The 20748-nt window shown below is 66.6% G+C and carries 15 protein-coding genes; 1 reads left to right on the top strand and 14 read right to left on the bottom strand.

Annotation, left to right across the window (positions count from 1 at the left end; genetic code table 11):
• Nucleotides 1-180: 180 nt before the first annotated feature.
• Complete coding sequence (locus O9271_RS01330) at nucleotides 181-3441, top strand: AAA family ATPase (RefSeq protein ID WP_298265450.1); 3261 nt, start codon at nucleotides 181-183, stop codon at nucleotides 3439-3441.
• Here the strand turns inward: O9271_RS01330 and O9271_RS01325 are convergent.
• The 14 genes from O9271_RS01325 to O9271_RS01260 all read right to left on the bottom strand — a co-directional run bounded on the left by O9271_RS01325 (nucleotide 3438) and on the right by O9271_RS01260 (nucleotide 20615).
• On the bottom strand, nucleotides 3438-4766 hold the full coding sequence (locus O9271_RS01325; RefSeq protein ID WP_298265448.1) for an HD-GYP domain-containing protein: 1329 nt from the start codon (nucleotides 4764-4766) through the stop codon (nucleotides 3438-3440). The genes O9271_RS01330 and O9271_RS01325 overlap by 4 nt on opposite strands.
• 296 nt (nucleotides 4767-5062) lie before the next feature.
• Nucleotides 5063-5941, bottom strand: a complete 879-nt coding sequence (locus O9271_RS01320) for a hypothetical protein (protein ID WP_298265446.1) — start codon at nucleotides 5939-5941, stop codon at nucleotides 5063-5065.
• A gap of 202 nt (nucleotides 5942-6143) precedes the next feature.
• Nucleotides 6144-7805 carry a sigma-54 dependent transcriptional regulator gene (locus tag O9271_RS01315; protein ID WP_298265444.1) on the bottom strand — a complete coding sequence of 554 codons (1662 nt, stop codon included), beginning with the start codon at nucleotides 7803-7805 and terminating at the stop codon, nucleotides 6144-6146.
• Nucleotides 7802-8914: a glycine cleavage system aminomethyltransferase GcvT gene (gene gcvT, locus O9271_RS01310; RefSeq protein WP_298265442.1), complete on the bottom strand. Its 1113-nt coding sequence runs from the start codon at nucleotides 8912-8914 to the stop codon at nucleotides 7802-7804. Before gcvT ends, O9271_RS01315 begins: the two co-directional genes overlap by 4 nt.
• A 103-nt stretch (nucleotides 8915-9017) precedes the next feature.
• Nucleotides 9018-9482 carry a thioredoxin-dependent thiol peroxidase gene (bcp, locus tag O9271_RS01305; protein ID WP_298265440.1) on the bottom strand — a complete coding sequence of 155 codons (465 nt, stop codon included), beginning with the start codon at nucleotides 9480-9482 and terminating at the stop codon, nucleotides 9018-9020.
• 17 nt (nucleotides 9483-9499) lie between these two features.
• A complete protein-coding gene (gene argF / locus O9271_RS01300) occupies nucleotides 9500-10438 on the bottom strand; it encodes an ornithine carbamoyltransferase (protein ID WP_298265438.1) in 939 nt (312 codons plus the stop codon).
• Between the two features lie 441 nt (nucleotides 10439-10879).
• The gene (locus O9271_RS01295) at nucleotides 10880-11122 is read right to left on the bottom strand and encodes a hypothetical protein (protein WP_298265436.1); all 243 of its coding nucleotides are present in this window, start codon (nucleotides 11120-11122) and stop codon (nucleotides 10880-10882) included.
• 73 nt (nucleotides 11123-11195) lie between these two features.
• On the bottom strand, nucleotides 11196-13844 hold the full coding sequence (locus O9271_RS01290) for a protein kinase (RefSeq protein ID WP_298265434.1): 2649 nt from the start codon (nucleotides 13842-13844) through the stop codon (nucleotides 11196-11198).
• The gene (locus O9271_RS01285; RefSeq protein ID WP_298265432.1) at nucleotides 13841-14284 is read right to left on the bottom strand and encodes a PIN domain-containing protein; all 444 of its coding nucleotides are present in this window, start codon (nucleotides 14282-14284) and stop codon (nucleotides 13841-13843) included. The genes O9271_RS01290 and O9271_RS01285 overlap by 4 nt, the downstream gene beginning before the upstream one ends.
• Complete coding sequence (locus O9271_RS01280; protein WP_298265430.1) at nucleotides 14275-14505, bottom strand: Arc family DNA-binding protein; 231 nt, start codon at nucleotides 14503-14505, stop codon at nucleotides 14275-14277. The genes O9271_RS01285 and O9271_RS01280 overlap by 10 nt, the downstream gene beginning before the upstream one ends.
• 305 nt (nucleotides 14506-14810) lie before the next feature.
• Nucleotides 14811-17444 (bottom strand): protein kinase, encoded by a 2634-nt coding sequence (locus tag O9271_RS01275; RefSeq protein ID WP_298265428.1) that lies wholly within the window; start codon nucleotides 17442-17444, stop codon nucleotides 14811-14813.
• 94 nt (nucleotides 17445-17538) lie between these two features.
• Nucleotides 17539-17955, bottom strand: a complete 417-nt coding sequence (locus O9271_RS01270) for a PIN domain-containing protein (protein WP_298265426.1) — start codon at nucleotides 17953-17955, stop codon at nucleotides 17539-17541.
• On the bottom strand, nucleotides 17942-18169 hold the full coding sequence (locus O9271_RS01265) for a hypothetical protein (RefSeq protein WP_298265424.1): 228 nt from the start codon (nucleotides 18167-18169) through the stop codon (nucleotides 17942-17944). Before O9271_RS01265 ends, O9271_RS01270 begins: the two co-directional genes overlap by 14 nt.
• 175 nt (nucleotides 18170-18344) lie before the next feature.
• Nucleotides 18345-20615 (bottom strand): protein kinase, encoded by a 2271-nt coding sequence (locus O9271_RS01260; protein ID WP_298265422.1) that lies wholly within the window; start codon nucleotides 20613-20615, stop codon nucleotides 18345-18347.
• Nucleotides 20616-20748: the final 133 nt, after the last annotated feature.

Below are 20748 nucleotides of genomic sequence, written 5' to 3'. Positions count from 1 at the left end.
ATCACGCCTCACGGCTGGCACGGCGGACGGCTGCGCGCGTGCTCAGGCATCATCGGTAACGACGCCCTGCGTGACCACGCGACCATTCCAGATGACGCGGCGCTGACAGCAACGCTCGAAGTTGCGGCTCATCCCACCGTGCTGCATCCTGTCTCTCTCGTCGGCCGCTGAGCCGTAGCCATGTCACTGCCTTCCACCCTGCCGGACCTGACGGACATCGTGAGCGCCGTGCCCGATACCGAGGAGGACGCGCTGCACGCCGTCTCCATTCAGCTGCAGACCTTGGGGGCGTCTCGCGTGCTGCTGGGTGAGCAGGCACTGGGGATGCACAACGCGTTGCTCTTCCTGCTGGTGCTGCGCATGGCGTACACCCCTGGCATGGCGGTGGCGCGCGACACGCTGGTGCGGGAGTTCTGGCCCGACCAGGAGGAGTCGCGTCAGCGCGGGAACTTGCGGCAGGCGTTGTATAAGCTGCGCACGATGGGGGTACGCACGGCGTTGCGAGGGGATGTGGTGCACCTCGATACCACGCAGGTGCAGCGGAACTTCGCGTTGGCGCCGAGCGCCGACAGCTTCGATCGCGATGTCACGCGCGGGACGGAACCGTATGGCAGCTTCCTGCCCGGTGTGACGCCGCCGACGGCCCCGCTGCAGGAGTGGCTCGACGTAACGCGCGAGACGCTGCACGGGGCGATGCGGCGGGTGCTGGTGGACGTCCTGCGTCAGCGCCGGGAGCGCGCCGACTGGAAGGGAACGCAGATGGTGGCCGCGTGGCTGCTGCAGCTGGATCCGCTGAATGAGGATGCCACGCTGGCGCTCGCGGAGTGCGCGGCGCTGTCGGGGTCGAAGGCGGAGGCCGTGGCCATCCTCGATCGGTATCTGCAGGAGCTTGGCCCGGGCGCCGGCGACATCCGCCTGCCGGCCACGCTGCTGCGGCGGCGCTTCGTGGAGGCGCCCGCGCGTCGGCGCTCGGTGGCGCTGGTGACGGACAAGCATTTCCACGGCCGTGACGTGGAGTTGAGCGAACTCACGATGTCGCTGCGGCGCGCGCGCTGGCACGACGGCAGCGCCGTCCTGCTGCATGGTCCGCCGGGGATGGGCAAGACTCGGCTGATGCTGGAGATCCTCAAGGTGGCCCAGGTGGAGGGGTACCGTGAGGTGGTGATGGAGTGCCGGGAGAGCATTACGACGCGGCCGCTGGGGGCGCTGATCGAAGCGCTCCCTGACCTGTTGAGTGCCCCGGGGGCCATCGGTTGCGCGCCGGAGAGCCTCACGGTGCTGCGCAAGCTGCTGGGGCCCAACCCCATGGCTGTGGGCGAGGAGGAGGCGGCGGAGGCCGACGCCGTGTCGAACCACGAGCTCTCGGTGACGGAGCGGGTGGAGTTGGCGATTCGTACGATGCGGGCGCAGTCGATCCGTCACGCGGTGGTGGATCTGTTTGCTGCGGTGTCGGAAGAGCGGCCGATCTTCCTGCTGGCGGAGGATGTGAACTGGCTGGACGACGCGTCGTGGGAGGTGCTGGCGGACGTGATCCAGCGGGTGAACGAGATGCGGGTGTACATCGTGCTGACCTCGCGTTTCGCGACGATTCGCGAAGAGCGACCGGCGCGCTTGCCGACGCCTCTCACCTACCGTCGCCTGCTGCCGTTGGCGGAAGACGCGCTCCTGTCGCTGGTGCGCGGCGCGGCGGACGAACATGGCGTATCGGTGCCGGAGGAAGTGGAGCGGTGGATCATCCGCGGGTGCGAGGGGAATCCGCTGATGTTGCGGGCGCTTCTTGAGCACTGGCACGTAACCGGAACATCGGGTGGTGTCCCACCGTCACTGAGCGCACTGTTGGATCAGAGGATCGATCGATTAGATGCGCGCGCGCAGCATACACTCCACACAGTCTGCCTACTAGCCTCTCTCGCGACACTCGAACGCATCAAGCTTGTTCTTGAGCTTCCAGTACATGAGCTCATACACTCGATCGAGCAGCTTGAGCTTTCTGGGTGCTTGATGACGGGTCTAGCCTCCGTCGTGATTACACACGACATGGTTCGCCAGGTGTCCCTTCGACGTATGTCGCCGCTGGTGGAAGCAGCGCTACGTGCGTCTATCGCAGACGCGCTTGAATCGGAGTACTCGAGAAGCGCGGACCTTACCGTACTTCTTGAGGCACTCACCCATACGTCAATGAGCGGACGCCCAGAGGTTCTATACCGCTTCTTCGTCAACCACGACGAGGCATTGATTAAGGGTGATCGACCTTCAACGGTGCTCGGAGCGATAGAGATACTCCATGAGGAGGTGCCCAAGACTCGTACCGAGCAGCGCATTGCGCGGCTTCAGGTGAACCAAGAGTCGCAGAATGGAGCATCCAGTCGTGCCCTCTCTTTGCTCCCCAAGGGGCTGCGACTACCTGCCGATATCGATTCATTGCCGGAGACTGAACTGGACTTATGCCTCTCGTTCGCGGAGGCAGCATACCGTTCGTCACCGACGACCGACCCTCGCACGCTTTCTGATTTTGCGGCGAACGTAGCCAAGAGCCAGTCTACGTCACTCGATTATCGTATTCGCGCTGCCGATGTCGGCCTCTTGATTGCATCTAACACGTGCGATCCTAAGGTGGCAGAAGACTGCTACCTTGGCCTTCAGTTGTCAGACGATTATGTCCGATCTAGTGAAAAGACGCAGAAGCTAGGGCTTACCTACCATACCGTATTCGGATCCGTCGACATCGCAGTAGGCATTGCCGACGAGCTTATCCGGAGAAACAGCGATTCCCGGTCCACGGCGCAACGCGTCGTCGAATGCGGAAGAGCTGGTTTTGTCTACCGCATCATTGGAAATACAAATGCGGCCGTTAGCGCACTGCATCGCGCGAGAGAGGTCGCCTTGGAGATAGGCTCACCTCGCTTGGCAGAGTATCCAATCTGGCAGTTGGCGCAGTTGGCGCTCGAGACTGGTGATGTACAGGGTGCTAAGCGCTGGACGACAGAGCTCCGCCGGCTCGGCGAAGCGAACGCTGACGATGCCGCGAACAACTACATCCACGCGCATCTGTGTCTCATGGCTATCGCGGAAGAGGATCGCGAGGAGGCCGCGCTGCAGTGCGAAAGGGTAATGCAAACGCTCTCGCGCACTCGCCCACTACGGACATTGGCATATTCCGCAGGCCTGGAGCTTGGCGTAGGGCTGATTGACAGGAAGTGGCGTCCAAGTTCAGCACAAGTTACGACCGCAGTTTCTCGCTTCTTTCAGTCGGCTGGGTACTGCGCCTCTGACTTCCTGGCGTCGAGAATCGGAGAGTCGCTGATCAGACTGAATCGCCACGAAGATGCAGCGAGCATTCTCGGTGAATACATGCAAAAGACGCGGAGAGAACGTTCAGCTCCAAATGCGTTCCTCCGACCCGTACTCCACAAGCTTAAGCTTGCGAGGACAGGTCGCTAAGCGACGGCCGGCGTCTTGGGGCGGCGCCTACGGATGGAATCGAACATCTGAGTTAGCGAATAGACACCGCCATCATCATTCTTATCGAAGATACGCGAGAACTTATCTGAACCGAGGAGGGCGTCGCAAATATCCGGGTCGAATTGCCTTCCCCTGAAATTCACAAGCTCGGCTCGCACATCCGCTTCGCCGAGCGCTTTGCGGTATGGCCGGTCGGTTGTCATGGCATCGATCGTGTCTGCGAACATGATGATTCGAGACGCGAGCGGAATTTCCTTGCCCTGCAGTCGGTCCGGATATCCCGTACCGTCCCAGTTCTCATGATGGTGGCGAACGGCGGGCACAATGTCCTGGAGCTCGGAGATCTTTGCCACGAGTTCAGCACTCTTGATTGGGTGCAGTTCCATGATGGCTCGTTCTTCCGGAGTAAGCCGTCCTGGCTTCATGAGGACTGGCGCGAAGATCTCGTGAATCTTGCCAACATCGTGGAGGAGTGCAGCCTTGGATACCTGTTCGACTTCCTTTGGTGAAAGGCCGATCACCTGCGCAATGATCCGCGAGAATCGACGCACCCGCTGTGAATGACCCGAGGTGTAAGGGTCCCGAAATTCGACGGTGTGGACGAAGAGCTCCAGCAGTTCCTTGTTGGTAGTCTCAAGCTGGTGCTTCGACTGGTAGGTAAATCGTAGCACCACCAGGATTGCACAGAAGCCCAAGATACCCCAAAGGCCCCAATCGACGGCGGCACGTGCAAATGCGTAGACAGCGAGTACGGCAACCACGTCGTAAGCTAGCCCCGCAACGTTTCCCTTTGCCCACGTCTTTACGATACTCTTGCCTTCAGCAAGACCAATCGCAGTCGCGACCGCGAAGGTGTTGACGAGCAGGAATGAGACCACTGCTGCGGAATGAGGAAGCGGCTGAAACGCCTTTTCGACCTGCAAGGCTACGCCGCCGAGCAGTACATACGCGAAAAGGGCAGCGGCGCCGGCAAGAACTGTCTGGGCTACATTGAACGCCCGTTTGATACCCGTCTTGGGCTTCGCAACCTCAGCTAGTAACGCACCAACGCCGATTGCGCCTAGAGTCGACCATGACGGATAAAGGACAACCGCCGTCAAGTACGGGATGAATGAGATTTCACCAAAAGTGCTACCCTGAATCCTGTAGCTAGAGATCGCACCGAAAAAGGCGACGAACGCAAGCAATCCTGGGACAGCAAATAGTGCGATGGCAAAACTCGGATCGTACCAATACGACAAGACAAGCGCTGCCGCCGCGGCGACAACGATCGAGTAAACGTAGGCGATTACGCTTGTCTTCATGAGAAAAATGTCCCGCCAGCCGGCTGATTAAATCAGCCCCACGTCTTCATGTCGGCGAAGAAGATCGCCAGGACCGCATTCACGAGCTGGGCCATGAATTCCATCGAACGTCACCTCCCTTCGGGTCAGTCACGTGTGCCCCGCTCGGGACCGCACGTGCTCGATCAAAGTTGGCTCCGCTCCTACCGCTTGGCCTGCCCGCTCAGCTCCGCTCTAGACGGCTGACGGGGACGTTTGTGATGTCGTCGTGTCGATGACGAATGAGGGTTATGTGTGTGAACGCGTGCGTCCGCGCTCTACCGATCGAGGTGCACCCACCGGTTGGTCGCGTCGAGTACGCTCAACACCGCACTCGTTTCCGCGCTCTCCCGGATCTCGCAGCTACCCGTGAGACAGACCGGCTCGCGACCGACGCGCGCCGACACGCTCACGAACACGAACTCACGATCGAAGGCGTCGATGAACTTGGCGCCCTCCAGCGACAGACTCCGTTCGCCGCCCGCCGTGGACTTCATCGCCGTGCCGATGGCCAGCAACGTCGCGCGCGCCGCCAACTCGATGCGCGATCGCTCAGAATCCTGCCCCTCGGCCTCACCGAAGTACTCCTGCCCGTCCCGCGACAACGTCACTCGACACAGCACCCCGCGCGAACGCGAACGCCGCACCTCGACATCCTCGAAGATCAGCAGCCGACGACCAGCCGACAGGTCGGGAGCCGCCGCCACCCCTAGGGACGATCGAGCCCGCCCAAAGGTACCGGACGCGAATTCGACAGGGACGAAATCCGGCGGTGGCGCCGGCGTTCCCGCGGCAGCCGACCCGCCTGGGGTGGGGCTTCCAGCCACGAACGGCATGGGCGCGGGGGGGGTGGCCGCCGCCGGCGCGCCGCCGGGAATGGCGCTCAACCCCGCAACCGCCGAAGGCTCCGGCGCCGCGTCCATGGCCCGCGGTGCATCGAGCGTGGTCGCCACCGACACCTTGCGGTGGTTCACCCGCAGCCCCAACTGCGCCATCAGTGCGCTCTCGATGTTGCGCACCGTGTTCTTCGGCGGCACCTGATCGGTGGTCAGCACGTGGATCTCCTCCACAGCACCCGACTCGCCAGGCACGATACGCACGGAAATGACCCCCGGCAGGGTCGCAATGAGCTCCTCGGCGCGACGGAGCGGCAGCACACTGCCGGCAATGGCACCAGGGGCCGCCGACGGGGTGCTTATGCCGAAATTGACTGGAATAGACAGATCAGGCTCCGGTGCGAGGGCAAACCGGTGGAATGGGTCCGGCTGTCATCGGGGCCAATATGTGGTCGGGATTGCTTTCCGGCAAGGCTTCAGAGCGCCCAACGTCTTGTCCCGCATGAAGGTAACCCGCCACACCTCAACCTTCGTCTTCGGGGAGGAACCCCTCGACGCCCTCCTCTCCTTCGTACTCCCGCAGTTTGCGGTACAGGGTGCGCTCGCCAATACCCAGCAGATCCGCTGCCTTGCGGCGATTTCCGCCCGTGTCACGCAGCGCCGCCTGGATGGCGACCCGCTCGATTTCCGCCATCGTCATCCCCGGACCCAGCGTGATGACCGTCGCCGGAGGCGTTTCGTCACGTGGCTCGATGCCGCGCACGAGGCCGTAGCCGTTGCCGGGAAGAATCTCCGTGAGCCCGGCCATTGGCGCTGATGGACGCGCATCGCCCACCCACCCGGCAGGCGCCACCGGCCGTTGCTCGATATCGATGCGACGTCGCAGCTCTTCAACTTGCAGCTTGAGCTCCACCAACGACCGCACAATGAACTCGAGCTCGCGCCCCTGCGCCCGCTCGCTACCCTGCACCAGCGGACCAACCGGCACGGGAAGCAAGCGGCGCCCGCCGCGCTCCCGAATGGCACGCGGGATGTCATCGGCGCCAATCACACGCCCGTGCGCGAGCACCACCATGCTCTCCACCAGATTGCGCAGCTCCCGCACATTGCCGGGCCACGGATACTCCACGAGCATCTCCAGCGCTTCACCCGAAATGCCAGGGAACTCGCGATCGTGCAACGCGCTGAACTCGGTTACGAAAGTGCGCACCAGCAGCGGAATGTCCTCACGTCGCTCGCGCAGCGGCGGCAGGTACACACTCAGCACGTTCAGGCGATAGAACAGGTCGGCACGGAAGCCCCCCTCCTCCACGTGCTCACGCAGCGGCCGGTTGGTGGCGGCCACCACTCGCACATCCACCGGAATGCTCTGACTGCCGCCCACCCGTGTGACTTCGCGCTCCTCCAGCACCCGCAGCAGCTTCACCTGGGTGGCCGAGGGGATCTCGCCAATCTCGTCGAGAAACAGTGTGCCCGCATCAGCCAGTTCGAAGCGCCCCAACCGTCGCTCGGCGGCACCGGTGAACGCGCCCTTTTCGTGGCCGAACAGTTCGCTTTCCAGCAGCGTTTCGGGCAACGCGCCCACATTCACGGCAATGAACGGTTTGCCGCGCCGAGGACTGAGCCGGTGCACCGCACGCGCCACGAGCTCCTTGCCCGTGCCGCTTTCCCCTTCGATGAGCACCGTACTGGTGACCGGCGCGATCTGCTCCACCTTCACCAGCACCTCGCGAATGGCCGCCGACTCGCCGACCAGCCCCGTGTCGCTGGCCAGGCGCAACCGCTCCAGACGGCGGCGGATGCTGTCCACCACGTCGTCGATCGGCACCGGCTTGGGCCACGTTTCGACGTAGCCGATGTCACGCAGCCGCTCCAGCAGCAGCGGGTCGCTCACATCGGTGAAGCCGATCACCGCCACGTTATCCCACAGCAGCTGGCGCACCAGCGCCACGGTGGCCGTGTCCAGCAGTGCGCCGGTGAGCACCAGCACGGTGGGACGTGCGCGGCGCAGGTCGCCGCGCACGTCGTCCATGGGGGAGATGGTGACCGTGGCCATTCCCAGCGCCTCGAGCGCTGCGTTGAGCCGCACGGCCAGCTCCACATCGGTCATGAGAATGGCGACGACCGGCGCGCTGCCGTCGTCGCTGCCGGTGCGCCGCCCCGTGGGGCGCGCGCGGGTGCTCACGCCTTCCCCGGACGCTTGTAGAACGGGAGCTTCACCACGCGAGCGGGGATCATCTTGCCACGAATCTCCACGTCGAAGGTGGTGCCCTCCACCGCCGCCGCGGTGGGGAGGTAGCAGGTGCCCACCGGGATGCCGAGGGTGGGACTCATGGTGCCGCTGCACACGTCGCCCACCTTCACGCCGCCGTAGTACACGCCGTAGCCGTGACGCGGAATGGCGCGCTCGTCGAACGTGAAGCCCACCAGCTTGCGGTCAGTGCCTTCCTGGTGCTGGCGCACGAGCACATCCTTGCCGAGGAACGGCTCGCTCTTGCCGAGCTTGACGAGCCAGTTGAGCCCCGCTTCCAGCGGCGTGGTGTGGTCGTCGAGTTCATGGCCGTACAGCGCCATGCCCGCTTCCAGCCGCAGCGAGTCGCGACAGCCCAGCCCCGCGGGGGTCACGGCGCCGGCGTTCATCACGGCGTTCCACACGTGCGCCGCCTGCGCCTGGTCGAAGTACAGCTCGAAACCCAGCTCGCCGGTGTAGCCGGTGCGCGAAATGATGGCGGGCACGCCGGCAATGCGGCCTTCGGTGAACCAGTAGTACTTGATGCCATCCAGCGGTACACTGGCGAGCGACGCCACAATGGCGGGCGCCTGCGGCCCCTGCACCGCCAGCAGCGCGGTGTCGTCGCTGACGTCGGTGAGCGTGCAGTCGAACGCCGCCTGATGCGCGCGCAGATGCGCCAGATCCTTGTCGCGATTGCTGGCGTTGATGACCAGCATGAGGTGATCGGCGAAGCGGTACACGAGCAGGTCGTCGACAATGGTACCATCGGCGCGCAGGAGCGTGCTGTACTGCACCTGCCCCACCGCCAGCGCGGCCACGTCGTTGCTGGTCACGCTGTTCACGAAGCGGATGGCGTCGGGCCCCTGCACGAGCACCTCGCCCATGTGCGACACATCGAACATGCCGCAGGTCTCTCGCACGGCCTTGTGTTCGACGGTAATGCCGGTGGGGTACTGCACCGGCATTTCGTAGCCCGCGAAGGGGACGAGCTTGGCGCCGAGGGCACCGTGAATATCGTGAAGCGGCGTGCGCTTGAGCGCGCCGGAATCGATGGCAGTCATGGGCTGGAAAGAAGCGGGGTGCGGCCGTGATTGGCCGCACCCCGGAAAGATGCCCGTTCTGGCAGTCGTGTGCCAGCCATTGCGGCAGCCCCGAGGCCGCAGATCAGCCGATGACGGCCATGACCGCTTCGGCGTGGCCGGCGGGCTTCACCTTTTCGAACACGTGGGCAATGACGCCCTCGGGGTTGATGACGAAGGTGGTGCGCTCGACGCCCATGTACTTGCGTCCGTACATGCTCTTCTCCTTCCAGATGTCATAGGCCTGCAGTGCGACCTTGTCCTCATCGGCGAGCAGCGTGAAGGGGAGCGCGTACTTGGTCTTGAACTTCTGGTGGCTCTTGACGGAATCGGGGCTGATGCCAAGCACGACAGCCTGGTGCTTGCCCTTCTTGAACTTCGGGAAGAGATCGCGGAACTCGCACGCCTCGGTGGTGCAGCCGGAGGTGTCGTCCTTGGGATAGGCGTACAGCACCACCCACTGGCCGCGCAGCGAGGAGAGCGTGAGCGACTCGCCGGAGTCGGTGGGGAGCGTGAAGTCGGGGGCGGGCTGACCGGCAGCGATGGGCATAAGGGAGAGACGAAAGTTCAGAGGGGCACGTTGCCCATGAGCGCGGCCATGATGGCCTTCTGGATGTGCAGACGGTTTTCGGCTTCGTCCCACACCACGCTCTGGGGGCCGTCGATCACGTCGGCGGTGACTTCTTCGCCGCGGTGCGCCGGCAGACAGTGCAGGAAGATCGCGTGACGTCGGGCGCGGGCCATGAGGTCGGCATCCACCTGATATAGTGCGAATGCCATCGCCCGCCTGCCCTGTTCCTCCTCCTGCCCCATGGAGGCCCAGACATCGGTGGTCACGACATCGGCGGCCTCCACTGCCTCGCGCGGATCGCGCAGCAGTCGCACATCGCCGCCCGTGGCCTCGGCCTGGGCGAGGAACTGGGCATCGGGCTCATACCCCTCGGGACACGCCACGCGCAACGCGAAGCCAAGATGCGCAGCCGCCTCGATCCAGGAGTTGGCCATGTTGTTGCCGTCGCCGATCCACGCCACGGTCTTGCCGCGGATGTCGCCCAGATGCTGCTGCACCGTGAGGACATCGGCGAGGATCTGACAGGGGTGCGACAGATCGGTGAGGCCATTGATGACCGGCACGCTCGCGTACTCGGCGAGTTCGACGACATCCTGATGCGCGAAGGTGCGGATCATGATGCCCTGCACATAGCGTGACAGCACCCGCGCGGTGTCGGCGATGGGCTCCCCCCGGCCGATCTGCACGTCGCGCGGAGAAAGGAAGTGCGCCGTGCCGCCCAGCTGAATGGCGCCCACCTCGAACGACATGCGCGTGCGGGTGGAGGACTTCATGAACAGCATGGCCAGCGCCTTCCCGGCGAGTGGCCTGGCGTCGTACGTCCCGGCTCGCATGCGCTCGGCGAGGTCGAGCAGGGCGAACGTCTCCGCCGGCGTGAAGTCGGCGATGTTCAGAAAGTCGCGGTGCGGGCGCGCGGCCCCGGACGGTGCGTGCATGGATATGCGACCCAGGCTGGGGAGCGCTCGGGCGGCTCCCCGGTGGGAAAAGCAGACGGCGCGGCTGGAGGCCGCGCCGGGTGAATCGGGAAACTATGCGTTCGTGGAAGCCAGGGGAACGGGGGCGCGGTAGTGACGTGATACGACGTTCCTGCTCTGGCGGCGGCAGGGGTCTGTACGTTCGCGCCGGCGGTTCCGTACCTCCTGCGCACGACGTGCTCGCTCGACGCCGGCGACCAACTCAGGCTGGGCCTGCAGTGCTCGTTCCACATGGACTCGCCGTGCGCATCACCAGCTCGGTCACGGTACCGGATGTCGTGCCCGCACCGAATACCTTCGCGCTCATGCCCGCCGGCCTTGCGGGGCTCGCCGGTGTCGCGCTCCGGCGCCGGCGCCGCCTGCGTGCATGCATCGCGGCGGCGAGGCGGGCGTGTGCTGCGGTCATGCGGGGGCGTCCGTGTCGATCCAGGTGTGCTGATCGATCTCGTACCAGGGCACGAGTTGGGTGGGGCCGCGTGTCTGTCGCGTCATGCCGCCATGGATGACCCGCGTGGCGATCGGGCGGTCGTGGGCGCGGGCACGCAGGACGCGCGCAAGCCGATCGACCCCATCGGTGTAATCACTGGCGATGGTGGCCCCCGACTTCGCCTCGATGAGCGTCACGCTGCGGCCGTCGGTCGACACCAGAGCCACCTCCAGACCGGCCGCGTCGCGGTAGTGATGGAGATCGCGTCGCAGCTGCTGATGGGCGCCCCGCTCATCGCGCCCCCTGGCGCTGGCGATAGAGCGCCTCCAACTCGTGCACCAGCACGATCCGGCTGATTTCGCCAGCCTCGACGAACACGAAGCGGCTGCCGTCGGGGGCCACGTCGAAGTTCGTGTGCGGGGTGGCGGGAGAGTAGCGATCGATTGGAAAGCGCGTGGTCGCGGGGGTAATGCGCAGCTCCGCCCCGGGCTCGACCCGCGCGACGCCCATGCGCTCGCCGCGTCCGTCGATCATCCGGAAGTACAGCGTACGGCCGTCGCGCGACCAGAGTGGCTCACTGCCGCCATCGGGGGTGACGGTCACGGCGGGCCCGGCGCCATTGGCTGGGCGGACGTAGACGCGCGAGCGACCGCCGACATCGGACCCGTAGGCCAGCCAACGACCATCCGGGGAAATGGCGCCGGAGATCTCGTCGGAGGTGGCCTCGCCGTACAGAGTGGAGACCGGGCCGCGCCCCGCCGCGCCGATGCGCAGCACGTCCATGTTGCTGCGCCCGGCGGGGACGGCCGACACGAGAAGATCACCGCTTCCCGGGTGCCAGCCGGTCGGTGCCCCGGCGAGCGGACCGGTGTACAGCGACTCGGGGCGCGCGGCGGCGTCGAGGGTGCCTCGGCGCAGGCCAAGCGGCCCCGACTCGTCGGACAGGAACACGAAGCTCCGTCCGTCGGGGGCCCAGATGGCATCGTGGCCGTTGCGGGCGGTCGTTGCACGGGTGGGGACCCCGCTCGCGAGGTCGATGGCCCAGACGTTGCGACCGTCTTCGCCGGAGAGGTCGGCCAGCAGGCGACGGCCGTCGGGGGAGAAGGTGGGCCGGTGCCACTCTCCGGAGCGGGTGGTCACCGGCGTGGCGCCCCCGTCGTTATCCACCAGCACGAGGCGGGTCAGATCGCGGCCGCCATAGACGATCATGGGATGGCGACGCGCCGCCGCGAGTTGCGTGGAGCCGTTGCCGCCCACCTGGAAGACGCCGCGCGCCACGGTGACGGGCGCCCCGGTCACCGTGCCGCGCCGCTCGTCGAACGGCACCAGCTGCACATCGCCACCGGCGACTTGCACGGCGAGAAACCCGGGGGTGAGGCGCGCCGCCGCGACCTGTGCGTCGAGGACGGTCGCCAGGGTCCCGGTGGCCAGGTCGAGCACGGCCAGCGTCCCGGTCTTGGCTGAGTTCCCCCCCCGCACGACCAGCGCGCGGTCTCCACCCGCCAGCACCGCCTGCACCCAGACCCCCGGATCGGGCACCCTGACCAGCGTGGTGAGGGTGCGCGTCGCGGGGTCGAGCCGCTCGACACTAAGGAAGTCCCCTCGGGAAAGCACCAGCGTACCGTCGTCGGCCCACGCCAGGAAGTTGAAGGTCCCGTCCACCAAAGGGCGCAGGTCGGCGGCGCCGCCGCGCAAGGGGATGACCACCAGCCGGCCACTCGCATTGTTGGCCGCCAGCCAGCGACCGTCGGGGGACGGCGTAGGCGCCGTCAGGTCTTCCGAGCCGGGGATGAGCGTGGCGCTGTCCTCATCGATGCGCTGGATGTAGAGGCGCGAGACCGGGTCATCGTTCCCGGCGCGGGCGCTGTAGATCACCTCGCGCCCATCGTCGGTGACACCGATGGCCCGGTCGCCCAGCGAGCGGGCGAAGCTCAGGCGCGGGGGCACCAACAGGGCCCCCTGCACCGCCACGCGATCGTCGTCGCGGCGCCTCTGCTGCCCCATCCACCAGGCGCCGGCGGCCAGCAGGGCGGCGGCGGCGATGCCCACGGCTGGCCGCCACCGGCTGCGAGCGCTCGCCGGTGCGCCAACCGCATCAGCCCGCGCGGTGTGGGAGTCCCCCAGTGCCCGCGCGAACTCGGCGCAGCTGGCGAACCGGTCGGCCGGGAGCTTTTCCAGCGCGCGGCCCACCGCAGCGGAGACGGCGGGCGGCACCGACGCACGCTGCTCATGCACCGGCCTCGGACGCTCGGTCATGAGTCGCGCCATCACCGCCGCCACGGACGGGCCGGTGAAGGGCGGCGCCCCAGCGAGCATCTCGTACAGCACCGCTGCCAGCGCGTATTGGTCGCTGCGGCCATCCAGCGTCTTCTCGGCGCCGGCCTGCTCGGGGCTCATGTAGGCGGGGGTGCCCAGCGACAGCCCCGTCTGCGTGATGCGCTGCCCGCCCGCCTGCTGCACCGCGAGCGCGATGCCGAAATCGGCCACCAGGGCGTGCCCGTCCTGCAGCAGGATATTCTCGGGCTTGATGTCGCGGTGCACGATGCCGAGGGCATGCGCCGCCTGCAGCGCCTCGGCCACCTCGGTGGCGATGCGCACAGCGTCGGCAATCGGCAGCTGGGTTTCCCGCTCGAGCCGCGCGCGCAGCGTTTCGCCGCGCACGTAGGGCATGACGTAGTACAGCAGGCCATCCGCGGCACCACTGTCGAGCAGCGGCAGAATGTGCGGGTGCTGCAGCCTGGCGGTGGTCTTGATTTCGCTCAGGAACCGCTCGGCGCCGAGGGCGGCGCCAAGATCCGGATGCAGCACCTTGATGGCCACATCGCGCTCATGGCGCAGGTCGTGCGCGAGGTACACGGTAGCCATGCCGCCCTGCCCGAGTTCACGCTCAACACGGTAGCGGTTATGCAGGGCGGTGGTGAGACGCGACATGGTCGTCATTCGCACTCCGAGAGTTGCAGCACGCGCACTCCGTCCGGTGACGGCAGACGCCGGTCGTTGGTGACAAACGTGGTGCACCCCGCGCCAATGGCCGCCGCCAGCTGCATGGCATCAGGGGTGCGGAGGGTGGGGTACTGCGCCCGGAGCCGCGCTGCGGTCCGCAACTGATCCCGCGTCAGGTCCACCACCTTCACCCCGCGCGATCGGGTCAGCAGCGCGTCATACCTCGCGGCGAGCGCCCGGTCGCCGGCGCGATACGGCACCACCAGCACTTCGAGCAGGGTCAACGCCGAGGTGACAATCTCCTGATCGCCCGCATCTGCCCTGGCGAAGAGTGCACGGACCGGCGCAAGAAATCGCGGGTGCTCCTCGATGAAGTAGATGAAGAGCGCCGTATCGACGGCGATCGGGCCCGACCCCGCCGCCTCGGTCAATCCCACGCGCGGCGCTCGGCGTCCACGTGCGCGACCGCATCGGTTCCGGCCCACGCCGACTTGCCAAGACCCTGCAGGTCGAGAATGGAGAGCGGCTCAGCGCCCCCCAGCACCTGATCGAGGATGTGCGTGACTTCCTGCGCCACCGACCGATGCTGCTGCTCGGCGCGAGCCTTGAGTCGCTCGTACAGGGCGTCGGGAAGATTCTTGATGTTGAGAATAGCCACGAAACGCCTCCTTTTTCCTCCAAAGTGGAGGCATATAGGCTTTCCGTCAAGCGCACAGAACCGTTACCGTGGTCGCACCGCCGGCGTGGCGGTGTACACGGGGGGCTCACTACAAGCCGTAGCCTAATGCTGGCGTTTTGCTGGCGTATAGCTGGCACATATAGAGCGCTCCAAAGGCGTGCTTGCGGCAATCGCCAGGGGTCGCGAGCGGATGCGCCTACCGAAGATCAGCGGGTGCGTTCGAGCACAAAGCACACGCCATCCCACACGGTGTACGAGCGAAAATCTCAGGTATGGCGGGTGCCTCACGGCGCCTGGAGCCGGGCCCGCACTTCGGCCGCCCAGTTCAGCACCATCACGACCGGCGCCCGATCCTCCCTGGCCTTGAGCATGAGCAGGTGCTTGCCATCGGGCGCTACGTCGTAGGTGGCGTGGGGGCCCGAGGCCTCATAGGGGCCCACGAACAGCTGCCGGCGTGACTGCACGGTAAAGGTCGGTGTCGCCGATACCGCCGCGGCGATCAGGGCATCGCCCTGCCGGTAGTACAACGTGCGCCCGTCACGCGACCACACCGGTTCGCTTCCGCCCTCGTTCGAGACCTGAATGCGCCCGCCCGGGCCGGGGAAGGGGCGCACGTAGATCTCCGCCGTTCCCGACTCGTCGGAGCTGTAGGCAATCCACTGGCCGTTCGGGGAGAACCGGGGGGCCCAGTTGACCGCCCTTGTGACCAGCGGCGTGGGCGGCGCCGACTTGTCCATCGGCATGGTGATGATGTGCTGGTCGCCGGTCCCCTCGTCGGTGCGATACATGAGCGTGCGCCCGTCGGGGGAGATCACCCCTTCGTTCGGTCCGCCCGGCACCTCCACGAGCAACTCTGGCGCGCCACTGCCATTGGCGGGCTGCCACCAGATGCCTTTGCGCGGCGTGACCTGCCGATAGAGCACGCGCTGACCGTCGGGGCTCCACTCCGGCCGCACGTTGCTGCCGGCGGAGGTGAGCCGGGTGAGGGTGGCCGAGGCGATCTCGAAGATCCAGATGTCACGCCCCTGCGGGCTGCCGATATCGAAGGCCACCCGCCGGCCATCGGGGGAATAACGCGGGTTGCCGAACTGGCGCGGCTCGCCAACCAGAGGCGTGGCGGCGCCGGCCTCGTCGACGAGCACAGCCGTCGTGGCCGGCTGCCCCGGCGAGTACATGAGCGTACCGGAGGCGGACATGACCGGACTGCTCACCGCCTCGAGGAGTGCGGTGGGCGGCCCGGTGAGCTTGCGCGCGCTCAGGTCGATGGGGACGGCCATGATGGTGCCGTCGTTGCGCAGGTAGATGAGCCGATCATCCACGAAGCCGAGTGGTCGCTCGGCCCCGACCTCGAGGCGCGTGAGCTCGCCATCGGGGCCGAGCAGACAGAGCGGGGTGACCGACCCCGCCTTGATGCGCGACTGGACCCAGATACCGACCATCGTCTTGCCATCGGGCGCCATGATCGGACTCGACACCTCCCCCAGCGTGCTGTCACGACGCCCGAAGGGGCTGATCGGGCCGCCGGTTGCCGGGACGCGCAGCAGGATCGCTTCGGCGAACTTGGTATCGTTGGTGCGCGAGAAGATGACGTCGCCGGCGGGGGTCCACACGCCGCCCGTGTTGTCGGGGAGGATGCTGCCATCGGTGAGCTCGGTCACGGGGCCCCCCTCCACCGACACCTTCCGCAGCTTGCCGCGCGCCACAAAGGCGACCCACTTGCCGTCGGGGGAGAAGAAGGGCGCGCGCGAGCCCTCGGTGCCCGGCAGCGCCCGCGGGGTGAGCTCGTCGAGCCGGCGCACATACAGCAAGCCGTTGCTGGCCGTGGCGGCGATGTAGGCGATGGCGCTGCCGTCGGGGGCGATGGCGAGCATCTCGCCGGTGCCAAGGATGCTCCCGGCCTGGGCGTCGGCCAGCGGCAGCGAGAAGCGGACCACGGGCAGCGTGGGGGCGGCCGTTCGCTGTGTGATGCCGACTGCCGCCGCCAGCGCCGCGACGCCGGCCGCGGCCCACAGCGGAGAGGAGAGCAGCCTCCGCCACCGCGGCTGCGGCCGCGCGGCGGCGGCGAACCCGGTGTCGCCCGTGAGCCCCGGCCGTTCGAGGGCATCGGCAAAGCCCTTCGTGGACGCGAAGCGGTCGGCCGGCAGCTTCTCCAGTGCGCGGCGGATGGCCGCGTCTACATGCGCCGGCACCGACGGGCGCAGCACGGTCGCCGGGCGCACCGCCTCGGTGAGCAGCTTGGCCACGATCGCCTGCGGGTTGGTACCCGTGTGCGGCGGTTCGCTGGTGAGCATCTCGTAGGTCACGGCGGCCAGCGCATACTGGTCGGCGCGGTGATCCACCGCCCTGTCGCCCATGGCCTGCTCGGGGGCCATGTACTGCGGCGTGCCCAACGAGAGGCCGGTTTGCGTCATGCGCTGCCCGCCCGCCTGCTGCACCGCCAGCGCGATGCCGAAGTCGGCCACGAGGGCGTGGCCGCCCTGCAGGAGAATGTTCTCGGGCTTGATGTCGCGGTGCACGATCCCCTGTCCGTGCGCCTCGCTGAGCGCGTCGGCCACTTCGCGGGCAATGAGCAGCGCGTCGGCCACCGGCAGCTGCGACTCGCGCTCGAGGCGCGTGCGCAGCGTTTCGCCCTTCACCAGCGGCATCACGTAGTACAGCAACCCATCCGCCGCGCCGGAATCCAGCAGCGGCAGAATGTGCGGATGCTGCAGCTTGGCGGTGGTCTTGATTTCGCTCAGGAACCGCTCGGCGCCGAGCGCCGCCCCGAGATCGGGGTGCAGCACCTTGATGGCCACGTCGCGCTCGTGCTTGAGGTCGTGCGCGAGATACACGGTGGCCATGCCGCCGGCGCCGAGCTCGCGGTCAATGCGGTAGCTGCGGCTAAGGGCGGCGGTGAGGCGGTCGGAAGGGGGAGTCACGAACGACGGCATTGTAGAAGTGGCGCCGATTGGCACGCGCCAACCGGCGCGTGGCGAAGATACCCGTGGGCGCACGACGCGGCCAGCACGTCGCTTATCCGAACGGATTCACCACCCTCACACCGCCAATCACCTGTCCAGCATTCAAGTCTTCACTGTAGATCGTCGTGCACCCGCTGGCGGCCGATGCGGCCACGATGAGGGCATCCCAAAACGAGAGCTGGCTCAGCACCGACCGATCGATGGCCTGCTCGATCAGATCGGGCGAGAGCTGCACAATCTCGAACATGCGGAACGATTGCACGACAGACTTCGCGGCCAGCGGTGTGACACCCAGTTTGCGCGTGGCGGTGACGTAGTACTCCTGCAGCACCTGGGTCGAGATCACACCGCCGCCCGCCGCCGCCACCTCCGCCATCAGCTGGCGACTGCGTTCACGCTTGTGCGGCGCATCAAGATCCTGCGCGTACACCAACACGTTCGTATCGAAAAAGACCTTACCGCCGCTCATACAGCTCGTCTCGCGTCCACCGTGTGCCGCCCGAGCGGCCCGGCGCCTGGTCCATCAACCGAAACAGCTCCTCAACGGCGGCCGCGCGATCCACATGAACGGTGCGTGCCAGCAGATCGCGCACCAGCGCATTCAGCGTGGTGTGATGACGCTCCGCGTAGGCGCGGCCGGCCGCGAGCGTTTCCTCATCGAGCGCGAGGGTGATGTTCTTCATTACACATAATACGTGTACACACGCTGTGTGTCAATTCGATTGCCAATTCGCGCACAGAAGCTAAACCGTTGTGAATTATATCTTTCGGGAGCAGCATCGACGTCTGAGAGTTCACTCACTCCTCCCGTCGCGCGTCGCGCGTCGAACGGTGCATGTCCCCCGACGTCGACGCCCCTCAACTCTCCCGGTCCATGCGCTCCCCGGCAAACCAGGCATCGAGCAGCCGCGCGACCTCGGGGTCGCTGCGATAGCGGTCGAGGAACACCCCACTCGTGACCCGAAAGCTGAACGGCGGCGTGACCTCCTCCAGCGCGGCGGCGAGCTCGCGGCGGACGTGCACCAGGTCGCCGAGCCCCACATGGAGGGCCAGCCGTGTGAACGGGGGCACGTACTCGCCGCGCGAGGCCCGATCGTCGAGCTCGGCGAGCAAGAGCCGCGCGTCTTCCGCGCGACCAGCCAGCCCCAACCCCAGTCCCAGTACGCACACGAAGAACGGCGCCCGTGACATCGCCACCGCACGCTCGAGCTGCGCGATACCCTCGGTATACCGCCCGAGCGCGCACAACGCGAGCCCGTGCGTCCAGACCCCGAGCAGGTAGTCGGGCTGCAACTCGATCGCCCGTTGCGCCGCCGCCAGCGCTGGCTCGTGCATGCCCATCGTGTAGTAGGCCGTGGACCGGAGGCCATGCAGGAAGGGCGACAACGGATCAAGCGCCACGCTGCGCGCGAGCAACTGCTCGACCTCGTCGGCGCGGTACTCCATCGACGCGAACAGCGCGAAGTACATCAGATGCAACGACGCGCGCGGATTGATCTCGATGGATCGGGCGAAATAGGGCCGCGCCTCGCGCCACTTCCGTTCGAAGTAGAACGTGTAGAACGCCTTCGAGAAGTTCGCCTCGGCCAGCGACGCATCGATGGTCATTGCGCGATCCACGGCAGCCTTCGCCTTGTCCCGGATGGCGTGGGGTGCCACCCATCCGTACACGCGCAGGATGCCATAGCAGTCGGCGAGGCCGCAGTACGCCAAGGCATAGTCGGCATCGAGGGCGATGGCCTGCTCGAACTGCTGGATCGCGATGCGCACCGTGGCCGGCGACCGCTGGTGCCAGTAGTGCCGCCCCTTGAGGTACAACTCGTAGGCCTCGAGGTTTTCGGTCGAGCGACGCACCGCGGGTACTGCTGGCGGCACCACGCCCCCGGCCAGCAGCGTCGGCATCAACGCACTCACGATCGACGCGACGATCTCGTCCTGGATCTCGAACACGTCGGCCATCTCGCGATCGTACCGCTCCGACCAGAGCTGAAAGCCGGTCTCTACACTCACCAGTTGCGCGGTGACGCGGAGTTTGGAGCCCACGCGTCGCACGCTCCCTTCCAGCACGCAGGCGACGTTGAGCTGGTCGCCGATCTCGCGGATGTCCAACTCGCTGCCGCGAAAGCGGAAGGCCGAGGTCCGCGATGCCACGTGCAGCCCGGGCAGCGCGGTGAGTGCGTTGATGAGATCTTCACTGAGGCCATCGGAGAAGAACTGATTGTCGGCGTCGCCGCTGCGATTGACGAACGCCATCACGGCCAGCGACTGCGCCGGCGGTGCGGGTTTGGCGGTCACGCTGTCCACTTCCTGCAGCGCCGTGACGAACAGGGCGGCGGTGGCGTAGCGATCCATGGGCGCCCTCGCCAACGCCTTCTGCACCGCGTTCGCCACCGTCCGCGAAATTCCTTCACGCAGCCCGGTCACGTCGGCCGGCGTTTGCACGAAGCGCTTGGCGATCACCGCCTGCACCGTGGCCCCGGTGAACGGCTGCTCGCCCACCAGCATCTCGTACAGCACGCACCCCAGCGAATACAGATCGCTGCGGCCGTCGACGGCTTCGCCTGACGCCTGCTCGGGACTCATGTAGGCGGGGGTCCCGACACTCATGCCGGTTTGTGTGGCCGTCGCGGGATCGACGGCGCCAAGCGCCTTGCCGATGCCGAAGTCGGCGACGAGCGCATGCCCGTCTTGCAGCAAGATGTTGTCGGGCTTGATGTCGCGGTGCACCACCCCGCTCCGGTGCGCGTGCTCCAGCGCGCCAGCGACTTCGGCGGCGATGCGCACGGCGTCCTCCACGGGCAGCATGCGTTCACGATCCAAGCGGTCGCGCAGCGACTCCCCGCGCACCACCGGCATCACGTAGTACAGGGTGTCCTCCACCTGCCCCGAGTCGAACAGTGGCAGGATGTGCGGATGACTGAGCCGGGCAGCCATGCGGATCTCGCGCAGGAATCGCTCGGCGCCGAGCGATTGGGCGACGTCGGCACGCAGCACCTTGATGGCGACATCGCGCTCGTGCTTGATGTCGTGCGCGAGGTACACGGTGGCCATACCGCCGGCGCCGAGCTCACGCTCGAGGCGGTAGCTGCGGCCAAGGGCGGTGGTGAGGCGTTCCGGCGTATCGGTCATGGGGCCGAGTCCTTGGGCGCCGGCGGCATGGGCAACCCGGATCCGCCCTGGCCACCGCGGGCCCCTTGCCCCGCGAGGATCGCCGTCGAGGTGAGGATGGCGAAGTGCGGGAAATGAAAGGCCACGCCGGTGC

The organism is Gemmatimonas sp. (assembly GCF_027531815.1).
In the GTDB taxonomy this organism is placed as follows: domain Bacteria; phylum Gemmatimonadota; class Gemmatimonadetes; order Gemmatimonadales; family Gemmatimonadaceae; genus Gemmatimonas.
This window is presented reverse-complemented; position numbering and strand designations above follow the sequence as displayed.

Bases quoted from the DNA above. Each gene is read 5' to 3' on its own strand.
- O9271_RS01330 (WP_298265450.1), top strand. From the start codon at position 181: ATGTCACTGCCTTCCACCCTGCCGGACCTGACGGACATCGTGAGCGCC.
- O9271_RS01325 (WP_298265448.1), bottom strand. From the start codon at position 4,766: ATGAAGACAAGCGTAATCGCCTACGTTTACTCGATCGTTGTCGCCGCG.
- gcvT (WP_298265442.1), bottom strand. From the start codon at position 8,914: ATGACTGCCATCGATTCCGGCGCGCTCAAGCGCACGCCGCTTCACGAT.
- bcp (WP_298265440.1), bottom strand. From the start codon at position 9,482: ATGCCCATCGCTGCCGGTCAGCCCGCCCCCGACTTCACGCTCCCCACC.
- argF (WP_298265438.1), bottom strand. From the start codon at position 10,438: ATGCACGCACCGTCCGGGGCCGCGCGCCCGCACCGCGACTTTCTGAAC.
- O9271_RS01290 (WP_298265434.1), bottom strand. From the start codon at position 13,844: ATGACGACCATGTCGCGTCTCACCACCGCCCTGCATAACCGCTACCGT.
- O9271_RS01270 (WP_298265426.1), bottom strand. From the start codon at position 17,955: ATGAGCGGCGGTAAGGTCTTTTTCGATACGAACGTGTTGGTGTACGCG.
- O9271_RS01265 (WP_298265424.1), bottom strand. From the start codon at position 18,169: ATGAAGAACATCACCCTCGCGCTCGATGAGGAAACGCTCGCGGCCGGC.
- O9271_RS01260 (WP_298265422.1), bottom strand. From the start codon at position 20,615: ATGACCGATACGCCGGAACGCCTCACCACCGCCCTTGGCCGCAGCTAC.